The sequence below is a fragment of the Parendozoicomonas sp. 2304DJ65-17 genome (assembly GCF_058148445.1).
This window is the reverse complement of the sequence record NZ_JBYVJV010000008.1, coordinates 221747-240496: the sequence shown is the minus strand read 5'-3', so window position 1 is coordinate 240496 and position 18750 is coordinate 221747. Positions and strand designations below refer to the sequence as shown.

Sequence of the window (18750 nt, the reverse complement as noted above, 5' to 3'; positions counted from 1 at the left end):
TACCGCTTGATAAGGAAACTTTTCAAGCGGTTTTTTTATTTATGAACACTGATCATTCAAGTTCACAGCCTACACCTGCAGGCACTGAGTAGTCCTGATTCTCCAACATCATCCTCACTCGATAGGTTCTGCTGGCAGAATCAATAATCGGGTCAATCACAACAACTTCCGCCTGAACAGTACTTGCACCCAGCGAGTGAAGCTTCACCATTTTCTTCTCGCCAATCGTCAATTGACCAAAAGAATCAGCAGCCATCAAAACGTCAACATACAGAGGGTTAAGAACTGCCAGTTCAACAACAGGATCGGTTCCAACATATTCACCAACATCATTATGGCGGTCGATCACAACTCCATTAACCGGACTGAATACTTTTCGCAACGCAAGCTCCTGCTCCGCGACTTTCAGTTCCTGCTCAGCGATCAGACTTTCCGTTTCTATTTCATCTTTCTCATGGGCCGACAACATATCGTCTTCATAAAGGTTGGTATTGCGATCCTGGTTACGTTTGGCAAATTCAGCTTTCACTCTGGCCAGCGCTACTGCCGCGCTTTGAACCCCTGAACGTTGCTGGAAAAGCAGCTGCCCTTCCTTAACCGTTTGCCCACGTTTCACTGGCACGCTTTCCAGCACCCCAGACACAGCAGGGCTGACTTCTATCCTTTGGCTTGGCTCCAGGATACACCCAAGAACTTTGTACTCCTGAGCAGAAACAACAGAGGAGTTCAGAAAAATACTGGTAAATGCGATTTGAAGATAATTGCGGGAAGATATCATGAGCTATATCCACTCTTTCCTGAAAATGAGAGCAACCTTTGCCGTTTAACATCCGCATCCAGTAGATTCATTCGCTGCTGGTAATGCAGTTTTTCAAGTTTCTTCTGACAACCACGCAGCAGCCAGTAACCCAAACGGTTGCGCCAAAGAGAAAACGAAGCCACTGTTGTGAGAATTGCACGAGTAGAGGGTTTCAAAACACGTAGAATCAAACTGTCTTCTAATGACAATATAAAGCTATAGCTGCCCGGGTCTCCCTGACGGGCACACCGACCATAAAACTGACGATCAATACGTGACGCATCCTGTAACTCCGTGATGATTACATGCAACCCTCCAACCTCTCTGGCTGGATTTGACAGCTTTATATCAGTTCCTCGCCCGGCAATGCCTGTTGCAATAGTCACCGCACGACTTTGTCCAGCCTGGGCTATTATGTTGGCCTCTTCTTTATCTTGTCGGGCATTTAACACCCTACAGGTAATTCCTCTCTGACGAATCTGCTGCGCAAGCTCTTCCGATGCGCCAACTGTTGCGGTTCCCACAAGTATGGGCTGCCCTGATCGATTTATTTCCACGACCCAATCTGCGACCGCACTGTATTTGCGCTCAAGAGTTGGCATAACCTCAACCCTTGTTATTACTCTTCGAGTTTCTCTCAACAATGGAATCTGAGAGCATTGAGTTCGAAACACCCCTAGCAACTCTCGACGAATCTCAACACCCGTTCCTGTCATGCCGGACAAAGTGTAATACTTACGAAAAAAATTCTGATAGCTGATTTCTGCTTGGGTCTCTCGTGGCTTGGTTAATTCCAACTTCTCTTTTAATTCAATCATTTGGTGCAAACCCTGCCCCCAGCTACGGCCAGGAGTTACCCGGCCAGTATAGGGATCAACAATTTGCACCTCCTGTTCATCGTTAATAATGTAATCTCTGTTCAATTTATAACGATACAATGCGGCTAAAGCCTGGCTCACCAATGCTTCCCTATATTCCCGGCTCAGCCATAAACCACCCAACTCCCCAGCCCGGCATTCTAATAAGCGACGCCCGCTGTTTTGCAGATCAATACCATTGGTTTCAGAAATCAAAAAGTGCTGCTCAGGCTTAAGCTCTTCCGCGAGAACCATAGCCGTTGTAATTAACTGTTCTTCGAATGAGCCAAATTTTTCATCGCCGGAAATAATCAATGGCGTTCTTGCTTCGTCAACAAAAATACTGTCTGCCTCATCGACAATGGCGAAATGCAAACCGCGTTGGAGTAATTTCTGAGAAAACTCAGGTTGAGTAAACAACTCCATTTGTAAAGCCTGATTGGATGAAGCCAACTCTCCTAAAGAGATAGTGTCTTTAAGGTAATCGAAAACCAATTCTTTATTGCTGCAATATGTTATGTCGCAACCATAAGCCTGCCGCCTCTGATCAGGTTCCATACCGTGAATCACGCAAGCGGATGACAAAGACAAACTCTCAAAAAGAGGAGTCATTTCTTCCAGGTCACGTTCCGCCAGATAATCATTAACCGTAACAACATGAACAGGAATCCCAGCCATAGCTGCCGTTGCGCACGCTAAAGTGGCTGCCAGAGTTTTTCCTTCCCCAGTAGCCATTTCGGCAATTTCCCCTCTGAGCAGGCAGAGTGACGCTCTTATCTGGGTGTGATGATGACGCATACCCATTACGCGCCCAGAGAACTCTCTCACTAAAGCAAAGTTCTCTATAACCCTATCCGTGGTAAGGGGCTTAGTCTTTAAATCACATGAAAGGTTCTGGTGATACTGCTCAAGCGCGCTCTGATCCAGTCGTGCAAGCTGCTCACTTCGACGGATAACATCTTCCGCAAATCTCTGGTCAGAATGTAAGAAAACCGCCTTATTTTGTCTCAAAACACCAGCCAAAACAGAAAACCAGCGATCCGAACGCGTCGTCTGTAACAAAGGGCGCTCAGCCCTCACTCCAGTTATTCTTGATTCACGACTTACAAATACTCCCACAGCCTACTCCTATTAAACCGTGAAGTAGTCCAGGAAAGTTCGCCGAATATAGTGATACAGGCGATAGACAACAGGCTCTGGCATAAGCTCAAATTGCACAAAAACGCGTTGACTGATCAGAGGACTTAAGCCTTTTATATTTTTAAGCTCTGCCGGGAAGAAATTTGCTATCGTGCTGTTTTCACTGGCAGGATCCATTTTTATAATTCCTCCGGCCGCATCAGATAAAATTGGACTGGGCAATTCCCGAGATGACGAAGGTGTAATCTCCCAATTACCTGCGACCAAATCTGTATTCAAATCAGCTGAAGAGCGTATTTTTACCTGGTTTGTTTGATGTCTAATATTCTCAATAGCATGTTCAGGCAACATGGTTTGCACAAGAAGTGCTGATCGTGAAACAACATACCCCATTAACTGACCACGGTTTAACCACTGCCCTTCAAGTTCTTTATGTTCAGAAATACGTATAACGCCCTGAGTCTGGCTTACGATGGATAAATGATTATGCCGCTCTCTAAGCTCCTGAAGGGTTTCTTTTATCTGGTAAATTTCTTCGTCATAAATGCGTACTTGCACGGCGTCTGAATATTCGCCCCTTCGGCGGGCAATAAGTTCTTCCATTCTCCACTTATTAACCTTGATCTCCTTTTCCAGCTCCGGATTGGAGCACAGAGTCAGAGGCTGGCCCGCCACAACAGTTTCACCATCTTCAACAAGCCAGCGATCAAAGAAACAGCTTTCCAGAATCACCAATCGTCCCTGCTCTTCCGTCATAACAACCCCTTCCACGGTCAGTGTTTTAGGAGCAGGAACCACAAACAAGCCTGCAGCCATGACAACCAGCAGCGAAGGAACAATCAACCAAGGGTGGCGACCATGAAATTTAAATTCCTTATTATTTAATGTTTCCCAGAGCAGTTTTAATACGGGCCAAATCCACACCATGGTGACGGACCAAATGGCCAGAACTACACCTATAAAAAAGTACTCCTGAGCAACAAACAATGCGATGGTGATGGAAATAAACAGCCGATACACAAAGCTGCCAGCACCATAGAATGCAAATATAAGCGCTTCACGCATTGTCGAAGCCGGAGATTCCTGCATAGGCACAGCAAACAGATAACGTTTTGCCAAATAGCCCCAATATTGATTGGCTTTTTGCCCAAGATTAGGAATTTCCAGCCAGTCTGCCAACAGGTAGTATCCATCAAAGCGCAACAGGGGATTCCCGTTAAACATCAGGGTAGAAACGCCAGCAATAAACAGAATGTTGTAAGCAAAAGATCTTAACAATCCCGGTTCGGCATTCATCCAGATAATCATCGCAAGTGCTGCGATAAACAGCTCCACCATCATACCCGCAGCATCAACCAACATACGCTGATATTTACTGGAAAAACCGGTCGATGCCGAGGCATCAACATAGGGCATGGGAAAGAACACCAGAAACATGATGCCAACCTCGTGCACTTCACCGCCAAAACGACGAATGGCATAACCATGGCCCAGCTCATGCAGGAGTTTGATAACCGGATAGACAAGCCATAAAAGCAAAAGGTTATCAGCAGCCAATATTTGATCAGCCGCATTGGCCGTGAGAGCGTCCCAATGTCGGGCAGCCATCACAGCCAGCATACCCACCATACTCAACCAGACGAAGAAAAAACCTTTACTGAAAAACGGGGCGACCCATGGCGCTGTTCGGGACAAGAACCGGTTCGGACTCATTAAGGGTACTTGAACCGATAAAGGAGAACGGAGTTTGGCGAGCCATTTCTTTCTTTTACGTTCCTCCCCGGCTCTTAACAGTTCTGCGGCATCACCACTGAGGTCCATCCGAATAATATGGCTCTGATAAAGATTACCTATTAACTGCAGGATTTCTTCATGGGTTGGCAACTCATCTTTTAGCCTCTCACTGGCCAACCGCCATATATCTTCGATGGTGCGCCGACCATCCATAAGACCCACTAATGTGTAAGCTTGTGGAGTTAGCCTGCGAAACTGACCACTCTCATGATTCTGAAGAACATACCAGCGCTGCTGTCGGTAATGATGGACGTGAACCTCTACATGATGTCGCAGTTGCGGCTTCAAATGTGCGATACGATACCAGTCCCGCGAGAAGAGAATGGCTGTCATGTGAGCGCGTCCTTTGCTGTCAGCCCCATAAACGCCACCATTGCAGCTTCAACCAGTCAATCAATGAACGTGTCCATATTGAAATTAATCGGCGTTCATCGACATAAATCTTGGCAACACCCTCAAGGCCCGGACGCAACAGGCTGACATCTGAGAGCAATTGACCTTCCACCCGATACACTGTGGTGCCATCACGAGGCTCCGCGACAAGAGTGATCTGGTTTACGGAAAAATCAAAACTGTCATCAGGGGAGGCTGTTAATACCAATTCTCCCGTTTGTCCCACCTGTACATCATTGATACGAAATTCATCAACATACATTGCCAAACGGTAACGGTTGTTAGGGGCTAACTCAAACAGAGTATCTCCCTGCCTAAGGGAGGATCCTATTTGTTGGCTCAGATCTCCGGATACAACAATCGCATCAAACGGGGCGCGCATGCTGGACTGTTTTAATTTGAATTCAATAAGCGCCAACTCCGCTGACGCTCTTTCAAGTTCCGCAAACAGAACCTGAACCTGCGCTCTATCCTGACGAGCAAGAGCATCTTCATACTGCCGCTGAGCCCTCCCCTTTTCACTCAGCCATTTCAAACGTTCTAAACGCAAAGCCTGCGTATCCAGTGCTGCCACTACAGTATCAGCACTGACATGATCACCCGCACGAACTGGTGCCTGCTCAAGAAAACCATCAAACGGAACCACCACCGCACGAACTTCCGCGCCTTCCAATACCGCATCCGCGCCAAGGTTGTAGGGGCCCGTGGCAAAGGAAAGGAAAACTGTAAGAACAAACAAACTGATAAGGATCAGTTTTCTAACAAGGTACCCCGGTTTCAAAAAGGTCTCTAGCAGGTGTCGTGTAGCATCTCCAATCAAATGCAATACTGGTTTCTGAGCTTGTCGTTTTTGCTCCAGCGCAAGCCCCATGAGATTCGCTATGGATTCTATTTGAAGACATTCTTCTGACGTAAACGGATCGTCCATATTGCGTTCAAGAAACAGAGTTCCATAACAGAATTCCTTATCCAGCAAAGGCACAGTAATCGCGGTAGTCTGCCCCATAAACTCACAAATATTCTTATGGGCAAGATTCACCTGATCACGATCATGAATCGCTGGCCAGGACACGCTTTCCTGCTGGTCAAATGCTTCCTGCATGGCTTTCAGACTGAGCTGAGAGCTGCCCATGCGCTCTACATATTCTTCACTGTCGGATTGGCTGCTAAGAGTAATCGTTCCATTGCGGTTATACCCAAGAAGAACGCGTTCACAATGCATAAGCCGGCAAACGTAATTACACAACGCCAAAGCCGCAGCGGAAAACTTATCGTGCTCATAAATAACACTGAAGCCATTAAGCAAAATCTGTTGCCGCTCCAGTTGTTGCTTTTGGGTGTCCCCATGTTTTCTTAACAGGCGCAGCTCTAGCCACCCACAACAGAACTCCAGCTGTGACAACACTTTCGCCATAGCCTCTTTACCCTGCAAGGGGATCAGCAGAGCAACAACAGCAAGTATTCCGTCGTTTTGTTGAACAGGGCAAACCGCTATACAACCCGAATGCCCCCGGGGAGCCATAATGGGTTGCTTCTGTTTATAACATTCGTTGGCGGCGTCATAGAGTTCATGGGCATAAGGAGACTTGTCCGGGCTAACAGCAACCGGGGTCAGCTCATCTCCAGCACTGGCGGTTAACACCAGAGCGGATTGAAAAGAAATTCGGGATTTCAGGAAACTCAGCCAGTAGCCATACCAGCTATCCCCGGATTCATCGAGAATATGGTCAACATAGGCATCCGTGTGCCTGCGGCTACTGACAACAGCGTCGAGCTGTTCACTCATATTGAATAACTGCACAAGCAGCCCCGGAAAAAGCCGGGGCTAAAGTTTTTATTATTATTCCGCGCTCTCGGTTTCTGCGACTTGCTCACGGGTGGGCTCAGCCGCTTCTCCCAGACTGCCAAAACGCTGCTCATACTCACTGATAACGTTACTCAGCAGTTTATGCATACGTTTAGCCGCGTAAGGACTGAGAATAATGCGGTCGGTTAAAGAGATCGCTACCTCTTTCTGCCCCTGACGCCAGGCTTCATTAGTGCCAAACAACAGAGTCACTTCTTCTCGTGTGCTGGATACATTGCAGACATTGGCATAGCTGCTGCGCATCTTGCTGTCGTCCCAGCGAATGGAAGGCAGGTTGTTCTTTTTACTGGTCACTTGTCGATCCTTGTTTTAATAATGACTTATTGTTCTTTCTGAAATATTAATGCTTACGTTGCCAGCTGGAGTAGTGAGAGCTCCCTATACGACTCATCTCTTCGGTTGACCGGCGACTCAACGAATGACGATAACTCCAGCCTTTCGCCTGAGCGACAGCAAAAAGCAAAGCGCTGGCCGCGCTCAGTTCAGCATCCTCATCAGTATCATCTTTCTTCTTGTTTTCCTGATCTGACTCGCCCTCTAACGGAGGCTCGCCCTGCTCTGGAGCAATTGGCAACACTTCTGGATTCTGAGCCTCCTGCTCAACTGTCTTACCCTCTTCGCTCACACCCTCAGCACCACCTTCACCAGAAGCTGTCGCAGGCAAGTCTGAGAGCCTGCCAGCAAGGTTAACCGGCTCACTATTACCAGCGCCGGTCACATCTTCTACAGGCAGATTTCGCAAGAACTCAACCAGTTCCTCACTGGTCAGAGCCCGAGCCTGCTCACTGCTTAAGACTGGTTGCAGGGATAAAGCTCTATCCTGACGCCCAGCTCCCTGAGTGTCAAAGACTGAGTAGTTGTAGAGGTCAAAGAGCAGCTCGGCAATTAGCTCCCGGTTACCGGGGTCGCTGGATACGCTAAAGCCTGCGGAGCCATCTCCATCTGTAATCTGGCCGAAGTTACCAAGGATGGAATCATCAACAAATTCGCCAACAAATTGATCGCTGCCTTTACCGCCAATCATCATGTCATTACCGGCACCACCATCCAGAATATCATCTCCACCATGATCTGGATCGGTGGAATCAAAACGACGATTACCATTTAAAGTGGTTAACACGGCATGGTCACCAATAACAGCGTCAATGCCGTCACCACCGGAGAGGAAGTCGCGGCCGTTGCCACCCATAAGAATGTCATTACCGCCGTCCATCTCAATACGGTCATCCCCTCCAGATTCCGGTGTCAGAGTGGCGGCTACAAGACCTGATGCAAGTTCACTGGCAAAACCATTGTCGCCCATGACAAGATCCTGCTCCTGCCCACCCTCACTGGTCACGATGTCATTGCCAAGACCCGCAATCACGAAGCTGCCGCCGTCGCCAACATTGACTGTGTCGTCACCACCTTCAAGCGCCGTTGATTCGTAGCGCCGAGCCAGATTATCGATAAAGCCGATATCTGCCAGCACAATATCCAGTCCGCTCAGGGCATCAACCTGATCATCTCCCATCCCAGCAATCACATAACTATCGCCATTACCGGTTTCAATAACGTCTTCACCACCGTTAAAGCTGATCGCTTCCAGATAATCCGGGCGGATACGGTTCGAGCTGTATGTCATATATCCTGCGTCACCAAGAACACTGTCCGTGCCCTCTCCTGTGGAAACGCGATCATCACCAAGACCCGCAAGCACCCAATCATTGCCAATACCAGCATCAATTTCGTCATCGGCACCAGCTACTTCTGACGCTCGTAACAATCCTTGTGCGGTATCAAGAATGCCAGTATCACCAAAGATCCAGTCATCCCCAGCGCCGCCAGTGAGAGAGTCTTGGCCCGCTCCACCGATAAACACATTCTGTCCGCCCTGAACGTCTAAGATGTCACGGCCGCCGAGAGCGCTTTCACTCTCAACAACCATCTCACCACCAAGAACTCTTTGAATACGACCAGAATCACCCAGTACAACATGTTCACCCTGTGCGCCTGAGAAGCGGTCATCTCCCAGGCCAAGAATGATACTGTTACGACCACTCAGCGTGGTCACCTGATCGTCTCCCGAGACAGTCTCATCACCAGTGATAGTATTAGCGGGAATATCAATGATGCCATTATCCGCCAGAATCAGGTTATCACCATCACCGGTCTGCACAGTGTCATTGCCGGCACCGGAGAGAATACGATTATCCCCTTCCGCGTCTCTAATGGTGTCATTGCCGCCTGTAAGACCAGTCGCGAACGCCTGCTGCAAAATAGAACTGTCGTATTGCAGCACACCAGTATCAGCAAGAACGACGTCGTTGCCATTCGCCATGGTCACAGTATCGTTACCCAGACCTGCCAGAACTCTATTATCGCCTCCGGTATCGGTCAGGGCGTCGTTACCCTCACCTTCATCCGAAGTCGAGAAGCGGTTCGCCATGAAGTCAGCTGTGCCAGTATCGGCGAATACCGTATCGTTGCCGAGACTGGTTTCCACGTCATCAGTGCCGGCACCAGCCATAATCAGGTTGTCACCGCCAGCGTCTGAAACTTCATCGTTTCCACCGACAACTCCGTTGGCATCAGCCTGCAGCAAATCGATGCCACGGTACTGCAGTGAACCGGTATCAGCGAGAATGACATCATTGCCATCCGCCATGGTCACAGTATCGTTACCCAGGCCTGCAAGCACTCTGTTATCACCGCCGGTATCGGTCAGGGTGTCGTTCCCCTCACCTTCATCCGAAGTCGAGAAGCGGTTCGCCACGTAATCAGCTGTGCCAGTGTCACCGAACACCGTATCGTTGCCGAGACTGGTTTCCACATCATCAGTGCCCGCACCAGCCATAATCAGGTTGTTACCGCCAGCGTCTGAAACTTCATCGTTTCCACCGACAACTCCGTTGGCATCAGCCTGCAGCAAATCGATACCACGGTACTGCAGTGAACCGGTATCAGCGAGAATAACATCATTGCCATCCGCCATGGTCACAGTGTCGTTACCCAGGCCTGCCAGCACTCTGTTATCACCACCGGTATCGGTCAGGGTGTCGTTACCCTCACCTTCATCCGAAGTCGAGAAGCGGTTCGCCACGTAATCAGCTATGCCAGTATCACCGAACACCGTATCGTTGCCGAGGCTGGTGTTCACCTCATCAGTGCCGGCACCAGCCATAATCAGGTTGTTACCGCCAGCGTCTGAAACTTCATCGTTTCCACCGACAACTCCGTTGGCATCAGCCTGCAGCAAATCGATACCACGGTACTGCAGTGAACCGGTATCAGCGAGAATGACATCATTTCCACCTGCCATGGTCACGGTATCGTTGCCAAGGCCGGCCAGCACACGGTTGTTACCACCATCATCCGATACAGTGTCGTTACCCTGTCCACTATCAGTGGTTTGATAGAGATCAGCGACAAAATCTGCCAGGCCCGTATCAGCGAAAATAATATCGTTATCAGTTCCAGACTGAATAACATCATTACCAGAGCCAGCCATAACCAGATTCTGTCCATCCCCGGCAACAATAGTGTCATCTCCGGCGTTCACAGATTCCACGGTCAAAGCTTGATCTATCACATCATCGATAGACAGCGCACGATATGCAGTGTTCTGGAACAGATCAGACGACACATTACTATCAACAACGTGTTGCCCGGAAGTGGTGGTTAAGGTGACTGAGCCGTGGTCACCAAAGAGAATGTCATCACTGACTGTGCTGGTGCCATCACCTGCGATGAGCGTTTCGCCAAACAGCCAATCATCTCCATCACCACCAAAAACGATATCCCGGCCAGCATCACCATAAAGCACATCATCACCATGCCCGCCTTTGATAATATCTTCATCCCGGCCAGCCCTGACCCGGATGGCCAGTTCCGCTGCGGACGCATCAATCACATCGGCATCATCACCACTCCAGACCTGCAAACGACGATCATCATCGTGATTTAAACCTGTATGCAATGGCACTGCCTGATCACCGGCTGTTATTCGAATGCGATCTTCACCCAGACTTGTATACAACTGAGTGATTGTCTGACCACTGGTTTCCACGCTGGTTACTGTGACATTGTCACCAGCCTGCCCGGTCCATATCACCAGACCATTATTGAAGTTACCGTTCTGGGCATCATAACTAATGGATGCCGCCGAAAGACCTGTGATCAGACCTTCTGACATCTGAACATTATCGTCAGCCTGAACACTGTCGAAATCACTGACAAACAGTGCATTTTCACCGGTTCCAGCTTGCAGTTGCAGATCACCAGCCACATCATCCATGACGCCAGTCGCTGTTTCCTGATCAGTAAATTCTCCATTTGCGGTAGAGCTGATATGGAACTGATCATTACCCTCTGAGGTGTTCAGTGAGTAGGTAGTACCTGTCAGGCTCGAAATAACATTGAATATGTCATCTCCGCTTCCGGTCACAACCGAGATATCCTGCAACCCTTGATAGTTGATACCCGCCACCGTATCACGTAACGCAGCCTCTCCAGTCAATCCACTGGTGATCACCTGAGTGATACTCTCTTGGGCATACTCGCCCTGTAGAGTGATCACAAAACCATGGCTGGTTTTGGTCACAGACACATTATCCGTATAAGGAAGCGCCGGATTGGTATTATTCGGGTTCAGAATCAAACTCAATGCAGCCAGCACATCTTTCGCTGTAGCGTTATAAGACAACGTCGCTGTCAATTCTCCTAGAACCTCAAGCTGGAAAGTGCCTGAATCTGCAGAGATATCCAGCCTTTGAACGGTCTGACGCACGGTTTCCGTGGTACCCTGTCGAATGGTTTCCACTAGCACTTCCACCGTAGCGTCGGTGGCAGCTACCAGATTACTGGTATCCACCACTTCCAGTTCAGGGAGGTCTTGACCAGCCAGCTTACCGCCAAAGGTGAGAGTGTAGAATTCCCCTGATTTCACAACCCTGATTTCGCTGCCAGGGCCAAAATGATCTTCCAGCTTCAAAGACATGTCTTCTGCGGAAAGGTCATGAGCGAGAGCTACATCACCATATTCACCGGCACCGAGAACATAGCTGCCGCTGGCCGCGCGCACTTTCAATTGCTGCACTTCCGCCAGTGATCCCATATTCAGACCTGTGAGCGTGGCATCCGTCAGGAACGCAGAGTTATCTTCTGTATCACCACTGTCGTTCACTGTCAGGGTGTTATTCCCCGCGCCGCCATCCAGTACCAGTGCCGTCGCAATGTCGTCCACCAGCTGAGTGTCACTACCAACGGTAATAGCATCATTATCATCGCCAGTATTGACAATGGTCTGACCAGAAACGGTTTTGATATGTACTCTATCGTCACCACCTTCGGTGGTAATCACTGTCAGGCCTTCATGGGTAGACTCAACCGTCAGGTCATCAACACCACTGCCAAGAAGCATATTGACAGTTTCCGTGTTTTCGTAATGGATGCCATTATGGGAAGAACCATCTCCCATACCGAAGCCGTATATTTGATCTTCTGTCAGAGTACCGGTCTGATCCGCGGGGCTGCCACTGTTATGGAAGTTCACTACATCCACCTGAACGGATTCATCCACACGCGTGTTGAGATTGACCGGACGATAGAAGTATTCATCTCCAGCAGCAGGCTTGCGGCCATCAGGCCAGTCCGTCGTAAAGGTCACTGTATCACCGCTAACACTGGCTACGGTCATCACAACTCCCTGAGCCTCGCCAGATACGACAACAAACTCATAGAGCGAGTCGTTCATACGAGGATCCAGCCCCTCCTCACGGGTCTTGGTATTTGGGTTCCAGTGAGTAGAGTCTGTATCGGTGAGGGTTGAGTCACCAACGGTGGTCATATTTCCGTCAGGCTGAGGCCAGTTTTGCTCACCAGTGACCATGATTGGATTGTTCAAGTTAACGTCATCTGTTACCCGAACACCGCCATCAATAAACACTGAGCCCCGTACAGCATTGGCATAACCTTCCGCCGGCGCGAATACCTGAGCATCATCGCCGTCAATCACACCATCATCTACTGCAGTCACTTTGATGGTTTTAGTGGTGAACCAGTCATCCACAGTAAATGTGTAAGATGCTGTATCTGTTGCTACCTGCTGCTGCTCACGCTGCCCAAAGCTCTGATTTTCGTCAAAAGCCTGATCGATATTAAAAGTGCGAGTATCGATACCACTGATATCAACCGTGACATCTTCCGTAGGCTTACCACTTAGTACTATCTCATAGCTGTCGTGGCTGAACTTATCGAAACTGGAGGCGTAATCTTTGAAGACAGAAGCCACATCGTAACGAATTTCATAACGATCTCCCTCATTAAGCTGGAGGGCTTCCTTAAGGGTAAAGGTGTCTGTTTGCGCGTCATAAGCTTCAATCTCCCGCACCACTCCCTTCTGGCTGCCACTGGTAACTACCAGTTTCATTCCTGCAGGTTTAATGAACTCTTTGTCAGTGCCATGTTTCTGAAGGGAGATATTCAGCTCATAGCCAACACCGTTAACTACGCCCACATCAATCGGAGTTTGAGGAATTTCGGCAATCTTTGCACCAATCACTTGCTGGGTCGCGTCATAGAGGTAATACGATGTTTCACTTGTCAGCTGATAGGCGACTTTAACAATGTACTTTCCAGCCTCATTGAAAATTTGCTCAATAAAGGGATCATCAGTATTGAAGCTGCCACGATCAATAAATGTTGAGCTCAAACTGCGAACAGGTTGCCCCTGATCATCTAGTACCGGAACAACCTGATCACCAACGATCTGATGCAGCGTTAACACCGGCGTGTAATAGTTCGTAGTTTTATAATAAATGCCGCCTATTGGACCTTCTGCTCCCTTCTGAGAGAAGGTTCTGCCCTTATCAATATCAAACAGGCCGGCAATGGTGCCATTGCCCTGCTCCGCGACAAAGACAGCTGCTGGCAGTTTATCTACCACCAAACTATAAGTGCCGTCGTTATTATCCCGCTCCGTCATCTGGAGTGATGGATCTTCAGCGTTGATAACTGCAATCAGTCCTGCAATCACCTTGCGAACATCATCTCCACGTTTGGCCTGATACTCGTACTGCACGCCATCAATGGAAACTACAAAGGTTTCTCCGCTGACAAAGCTTTGCGGAATAACAAATTCAGCACGGTTCCAATGGGTTCTTGTGTCTTCAACAGCGACTGCGAAACGAGTCGTATCTGAAGCCAGATGAATATTATGAATCTGGGAAATTGACGTGACATCAACCGGGTTACCCTGATCAAGCAGACTCACCTGACCGGTCAGCCCGGTAACGATATCTACAAAACTAGTATCCGTACCCAAAACGGTATAGTTGTAATCCTGCCCGCCCACATTAACGGTCCAGATATCACCTTCGGTAACGGCGTAGGTCTGATCCAGGGTTAATGTCTGGGTCCAGTTCTCCACCATAACCCCAGAGAGGTCAACAGTACCGTTAACCGGAGCCGGGGTAATACTGTAAGTATCGACAGTCACACTTTGAGTGCGATCAGTGGCATGACTGATAACCAACGTTGAACCCTGGATAGTAACGCTGTAGCTGTCATCAATATCATTAGCCAAGCGATTGAGGATACCAAATAAGGTATCACCATCAGCGACCACCTCTGCATAAGCCGTTCCGTCCAGAGTCACAGACCATGTTTCACCAGCTTTTGGTGTACCCTGGAAATCAACAAAGCTTTCGAAGGTTGTGATTCCAACAAACAAACTGCTCACATCCTGAGTAGAAATCACGGCTGTCATTGCAGTAAATGCGGCAGCGCTTTTAATTGTCAACTCTTCTGGTTTATTCGTTAAGTCAGCCTGAGTGACAGCAAAATCAACATTCGTATCAGCATTAATACTGGCCAGAAGTGCTGAGGCAATATCCCCAAGTGTTTCAGTTCCCTGAACCAGGTGAGAATAAGGCACACCGCCAAGAGTGATTGTCCACTCTTCACCAGCAGTGATCGCTCCAGAAAGCGTCAATATCTGGGTATCAGTGTCAGCACCCTGAATAGCAATCTCACCGTCTGTCTCTGTGACCGTCAATGCCGCAACAATTGGCGAAGAATCATTGGAGTGAACAACTGTTATTTGTTTGGTTTGGTCATCGTAGGCAAAGGTGTAACCAGTCTGGGTTCCCAGAGCCTTAACCAGTTTATCCCCAAGCACATCAATACTTTCACCAGCTCCCAGCTTATAGCTGCCGGTGTGGCTATCAATCGTCAGGGTCCAGGTTTCACCCGCTGCAACAACCACTGTACTGAGATTAATAGAAGTCGATTGATGTGTGACGTTACTGTCGCTGATGGCTCCAGAAACCGCAGCGGCAGTAACACTCTGAACCGATGCAGTTAAACCATTAGCATGCTTCAGAGTCAGTGCATCAGTCGTAGCATCATAATCTACGCTGACCGATAATCCTTTGCTTTCAATCTCACCCTTTAATTTACCGCCCAGCTGGTCAATGGTAGTGACACCTGATTCAACGGTATAAACAATATCAGTTCCGTTAACATTCAACGTCCAGGTCTGCCCTTCCAGAACATTCCCAGTTAGCGTCAGGTCAGCCTCACTCCAAAGCACATCTGAGTTTGAAGCATCAGCAGGTTTACCGGCTACATCCAGTGTCAAAGTCGGTGATGAGCCAACCACCTGTGCGGAGATATTAAATCCGGCCGCATTTGTCACTTCAATGCCAAGTCCACCCGAAATGACAGATGCGGTGTAGTTGGAAAGAGCAGTAATCTTACCAGCCAGCAGTGCTATCGCATCAGTCAGAGACTGCTGCCCTGTTAAGGTCTGGGAAACAGACTCCGAACCCAGTGTCAGGGTAATGATATCCCCAGACTCCACATCACCAGCAAAGGTTAATTGTGCTTCCGACAAAGTCCCCGTTGTTGCCAGAGTACGCGTAACATCACCTGCATCACCAATACGGTGGGTCATATTCAGCGTGAAGCCAGCAAGCTCATCCGACAACGACAACTCAGCCCCATTGGCAGTGGCATCATAATCACCCAACTGGGCTGCCAGAGCTGCGACAACATCCGCAGCACTTTGACCTGCAATGACCGTATGGGAATGAGAAGTACCATCAACAATAACGGTCCACTCATCACCCGCATTCATTGTGGCGCCAAAGGTGACTGTGGCAGAGGTGTACCAGGTTCCCGGCGCTTCATCACCAGAAACAGTCAGGTTAATAGGCTTAAGCATTTCCTCAGTCACCTCAAACTGGTAACTGTCGGTAGTGCCATTACCTACCCCCTGAATAGTGACGTAAGGGGTATTGCTATCAATATTGCCATTACCGATATTGCTATTGGGTTCCTGATACCAGTTACTGCCTGTTCCATCAGAGCCAATAACCTGCCCCTGTTCAGTTGAAGACTCACTTTCATTTTCAAGCCTTGAAGAGGGCGTAAAGACGAAGTCCGCAACATCCTGACCAGTCAACGCGACATGAAGGTCGTACTCAACGCCTTCAGGAACACCAAAGCCATATTGAACAGATTGATCCCGGTCAACCTTGATGTAATAAACACCTGTTTCCGTCAGTTTGTAATCTGTCAGGCGAGCATCCCATCCAGTGCTGCTGCCTGCATCCTGAGCAGCGCCCGAGTTCCCTGTAGCCCTGGTCAGTTCCAATCCATTACTATCCAGCAGGGTGATTCGGCTGGCCCACCAGCTTTCATCTCCAATCTGGTAGCCATTGTCGATATCAACGCTCAGCAGGCCACCATCGTCAATCATCTCCTGCGTCACAGTGATCTTGAAATAATCTTCTGTACCATCACCCGTCGCATTAATGGTGATATGAGGGCGTCGATTATCTGGATTATTATTGTTACTACTTTCGATTTCGCCGTTATAGGCTTTACTCCAGCGAGCCAGAGTCAGATCTTGAGCAAGGAACCGTGCGTCATTACCTTGCTTCTCAGTAATTTCAGCAATACCAAAACTACCCTTGAAGCTTGTACTGCCATCACTGCTGAACACTACTCCTTCCTGAAGAATGGCTTCCACACCGGTTTCTGCGACATGGGTGCTGCCATCACTTTCCAGAACCAGCAGCGACGGAGCTTCATCATCAGCGATTTTCACCTCCACATCGCTGATGGCCACATCGTTGTAGCGATAGTCAGCAGATGACACCTGATGGCTGATACGGCTGTAGTGAATACCTTCCGTTGTTTCATCATCGACAGCTGTGAGTGTCACTGTCTGGGCGATATTCCAGTTACTGGAATCAAACGTCAGAGTCGTGGTATCAGCCGATAACTGCCCATCCAGAACCAGCGTCACCGTAACTGAAGCCGTGGGCTTCTGATTCAAGACAACCTGATAGGTATCGGTGAGATTTAACTGTGGAGCCTCAGCGACCAGAGTATAAGCCCCAGATGGAATCACAGAGATACCTGGTGCGCTGTTATTAAACACAGACGCGGTCATGCTGCCGTTAAAATCTTCATCGGCGCTAACAAGCAGGTGAATAATCAAGGCATCCTTTAGCCCCTGTGCCATGGCACTACCGCCAGCAGTTACCATCACACTCTGAGATTTGTCCCAGTTATCCTTGGTAAAGGTCAGAGTTGTTTTATCAATGCTGATATCACCAGCAGAGCTAAGGGTCACTGTCACATCGTGCTCAGGCGCACTGGTTAACACTACGGAATATTGGTTTTCACCGGTATTGCTCAGACTCAGCTTGCTGGTATCGGACTCAACAACCCGCACCGACTGCTGGTCATTATCAATCACCTCAACACTGAGGGTTTTCACAGGAATGGCGTCATAAGCATCATTATCTTCGCTGGTCAGCCCTTCCATAATGCTATGGCGAATTTCTATAAAGCCATTGCCTTCGATATCCCAGTCATCAATGGCATCCACCTCTATCTGTTGGGGCCTGAACCAGTTGGTTCGATCAAACAATAGAGTTGTACCATTCTCGGAACCGTTCAGTGTCAGCCCTTGGCCGCTCTCAGGAGTAGAGGCACTGGCTGCCACCCGAACAACATCCCGTGGGGCTCGGGTCAATACAACTTCATAGTAACGGGTTGCGATAGCATTATGCTTGTCACCCTCATAAACCCGCAATGGGCCAGCCACAGGCCTGATAATAACGCCAGATTCATCATCATCGGCCACATGGGTAGAAATCGTTTCCACATCAATATCACCACCATTGGCCACGTGTTCAATCAAGCCACTGTGTCCCTGAAGGTCATTACTGGGAACAGAAATCGGATTTCCATTGTTACCACCAGCAACCTCAAAGGTATCACTGCCCAGACCACCAATAAGGCTGAGTTCAACATCTTCTCTGGAACTCAGCAGGAAGAAGGTGTCATTGCCTTCCAGACCATCAATCACCAGCTTCTCAATACCGGTCATCCGGGTATAACGACCTGCGCCATACACACCGTTTTCATCGATAACAAAGTCATCTCCAAACTCAGTACCAATCACGGTCACGGTATCAAGGCCATCACCACCGGCAATATTGACCGGCGCATTGGCGGAGTAGCTGATAAAGTCGGCCCCCTGTCCACCATTGAGGTTGGTGAATGGCGCTTTCGGGTCATTAGGGTCAACCAGAACAAAAGATCGAACCAGGAAGGTATCGTTATCATTCTGACCAAAGAGGGAAAGCTCAGCTTTATTGCTGTATACGGTGAAGCTGTCTTCGCCATCGCCACCAAACAAGGACGCAGCATAGCTCACCCCATTGCTCAGGAAGCCACGAGTCACCTGTGTAGTTTCGAAATAGTCAGACGGCGCGAGTCCTGAGTTAGCATTATTTCTGGGAGACTGGTACATCTGGCCTACCCGGAACGTATCATTACCATCCTGACCATAAACAGTCAGCGCACTGCTGGTGTCGTCAAAGATAAAGGAATCATGACCA

6 protein-coding genes (1 of these 6 running past the window's edge) are annotated in these 18750 nt (G+C 48.8%); all 6 read right to left on the bottom strand.

Going from position 1 to position 18750, the window contains the following annotated elements; translation table 11 throughout:
- Positions 1–52: 52 nt before the first annotated feature.
- Tightly spaced (at most 46 nt apart), the 6 genes in view from ACY2RR_RS18850 to ACY2RR_RS18825 form a layout consistent with a single transcriptional unit that may run on beyond the window.
- On the bottom strand, positions 53–778 hold the full coding sequence (locus ACY2RR_RS18850; protein WP_490109726.1) for an efflux RND transporter periplasmic adaptor subunit: 726 nt from the start codon (positions 776–778) through the stop codon (positions 53–55).
- Positions 775–2775 carry a preprotein translocase subunit SecA gene (locus tag ACY2RR_RS18845; protein WP_490109725.1) on the bottom strand — a complete coding sequence of 667 codons (2001 nt, stop codon included), beginning with the start codon at positions 2773–2775 and terminating at the stop codon, positions 775–777. The genes ACY2RR_RS18850 and ACY2RR_RS18845 overlap by 4 nt, the downstream gene beginning before the upstream one ends.
- Positions 2776–2787: 12 nt before the next feature.
- On the bottom strand, positions 2788–4923 hold the full coding sequence (locus ACY2RR_RS18840; protein ID WP_490109724.1) for a hypothetical protein: 2136 nt from the start codon (positions 4921–4923) through the stop codon (positions 2788–2790).
- Positions 4924–4942: 19 nt separating this feature from the next.
- On the bottom strand, positions 4943–6784 hold the full coding sequence (locus ACY2RR_RS18835) for a GAF domain-containing protein (RefSeq protein WP_490109723.1): 1842 nt from the start codon (positions 6782–6784) through the stop codon (positions 4943–4945).
- Positions 6785–6823: 39 nt separating this feature from the next.
- On the bottom strand, positions 6824–7144 hold the full coding sequence (locus ACY2RR_RS18830) for a DUF3467 domain-containing protein (protein WP_490109722.1): 321 nt from the start codon (positions 7142–7144) through the stop codon (positions 6824–6826).
- A 46-nt stretch (positions 7145–7190) separates the two neighbouring features.
- Positions 7191–18750, bottom strand: the end of a protein-coding gene (locus ACY2RR_RS18825; RefSeq protein WP_490109721.1) for a DUF4347 domain-containing protein. Its footprint extends 23612 nt past the window's final position; only the last 11560 of its 35172 coding nucleotides appear in the window; the start codon falls outside the window, past its right edge; the stop codon is at positions 7191–7193.

Bases quoted from the DNA above. Each gene is read 5' to 3' on its own strand.
- ACY2RR_RS18850 (WP_490109726.1), bottom strand. From the start codon at position 778: ATGATATCTTCCCGCAATTATCTTCAAATCGCATTTACCAGTATTTTT.
- ACY2RR_RS18840 (WP_490109724.1), bottom strand. From the start codon at position 4,923: ATGACAGCCATTCTCTTCTCGCGGGACTGGTATCGTATCGCACATTTG.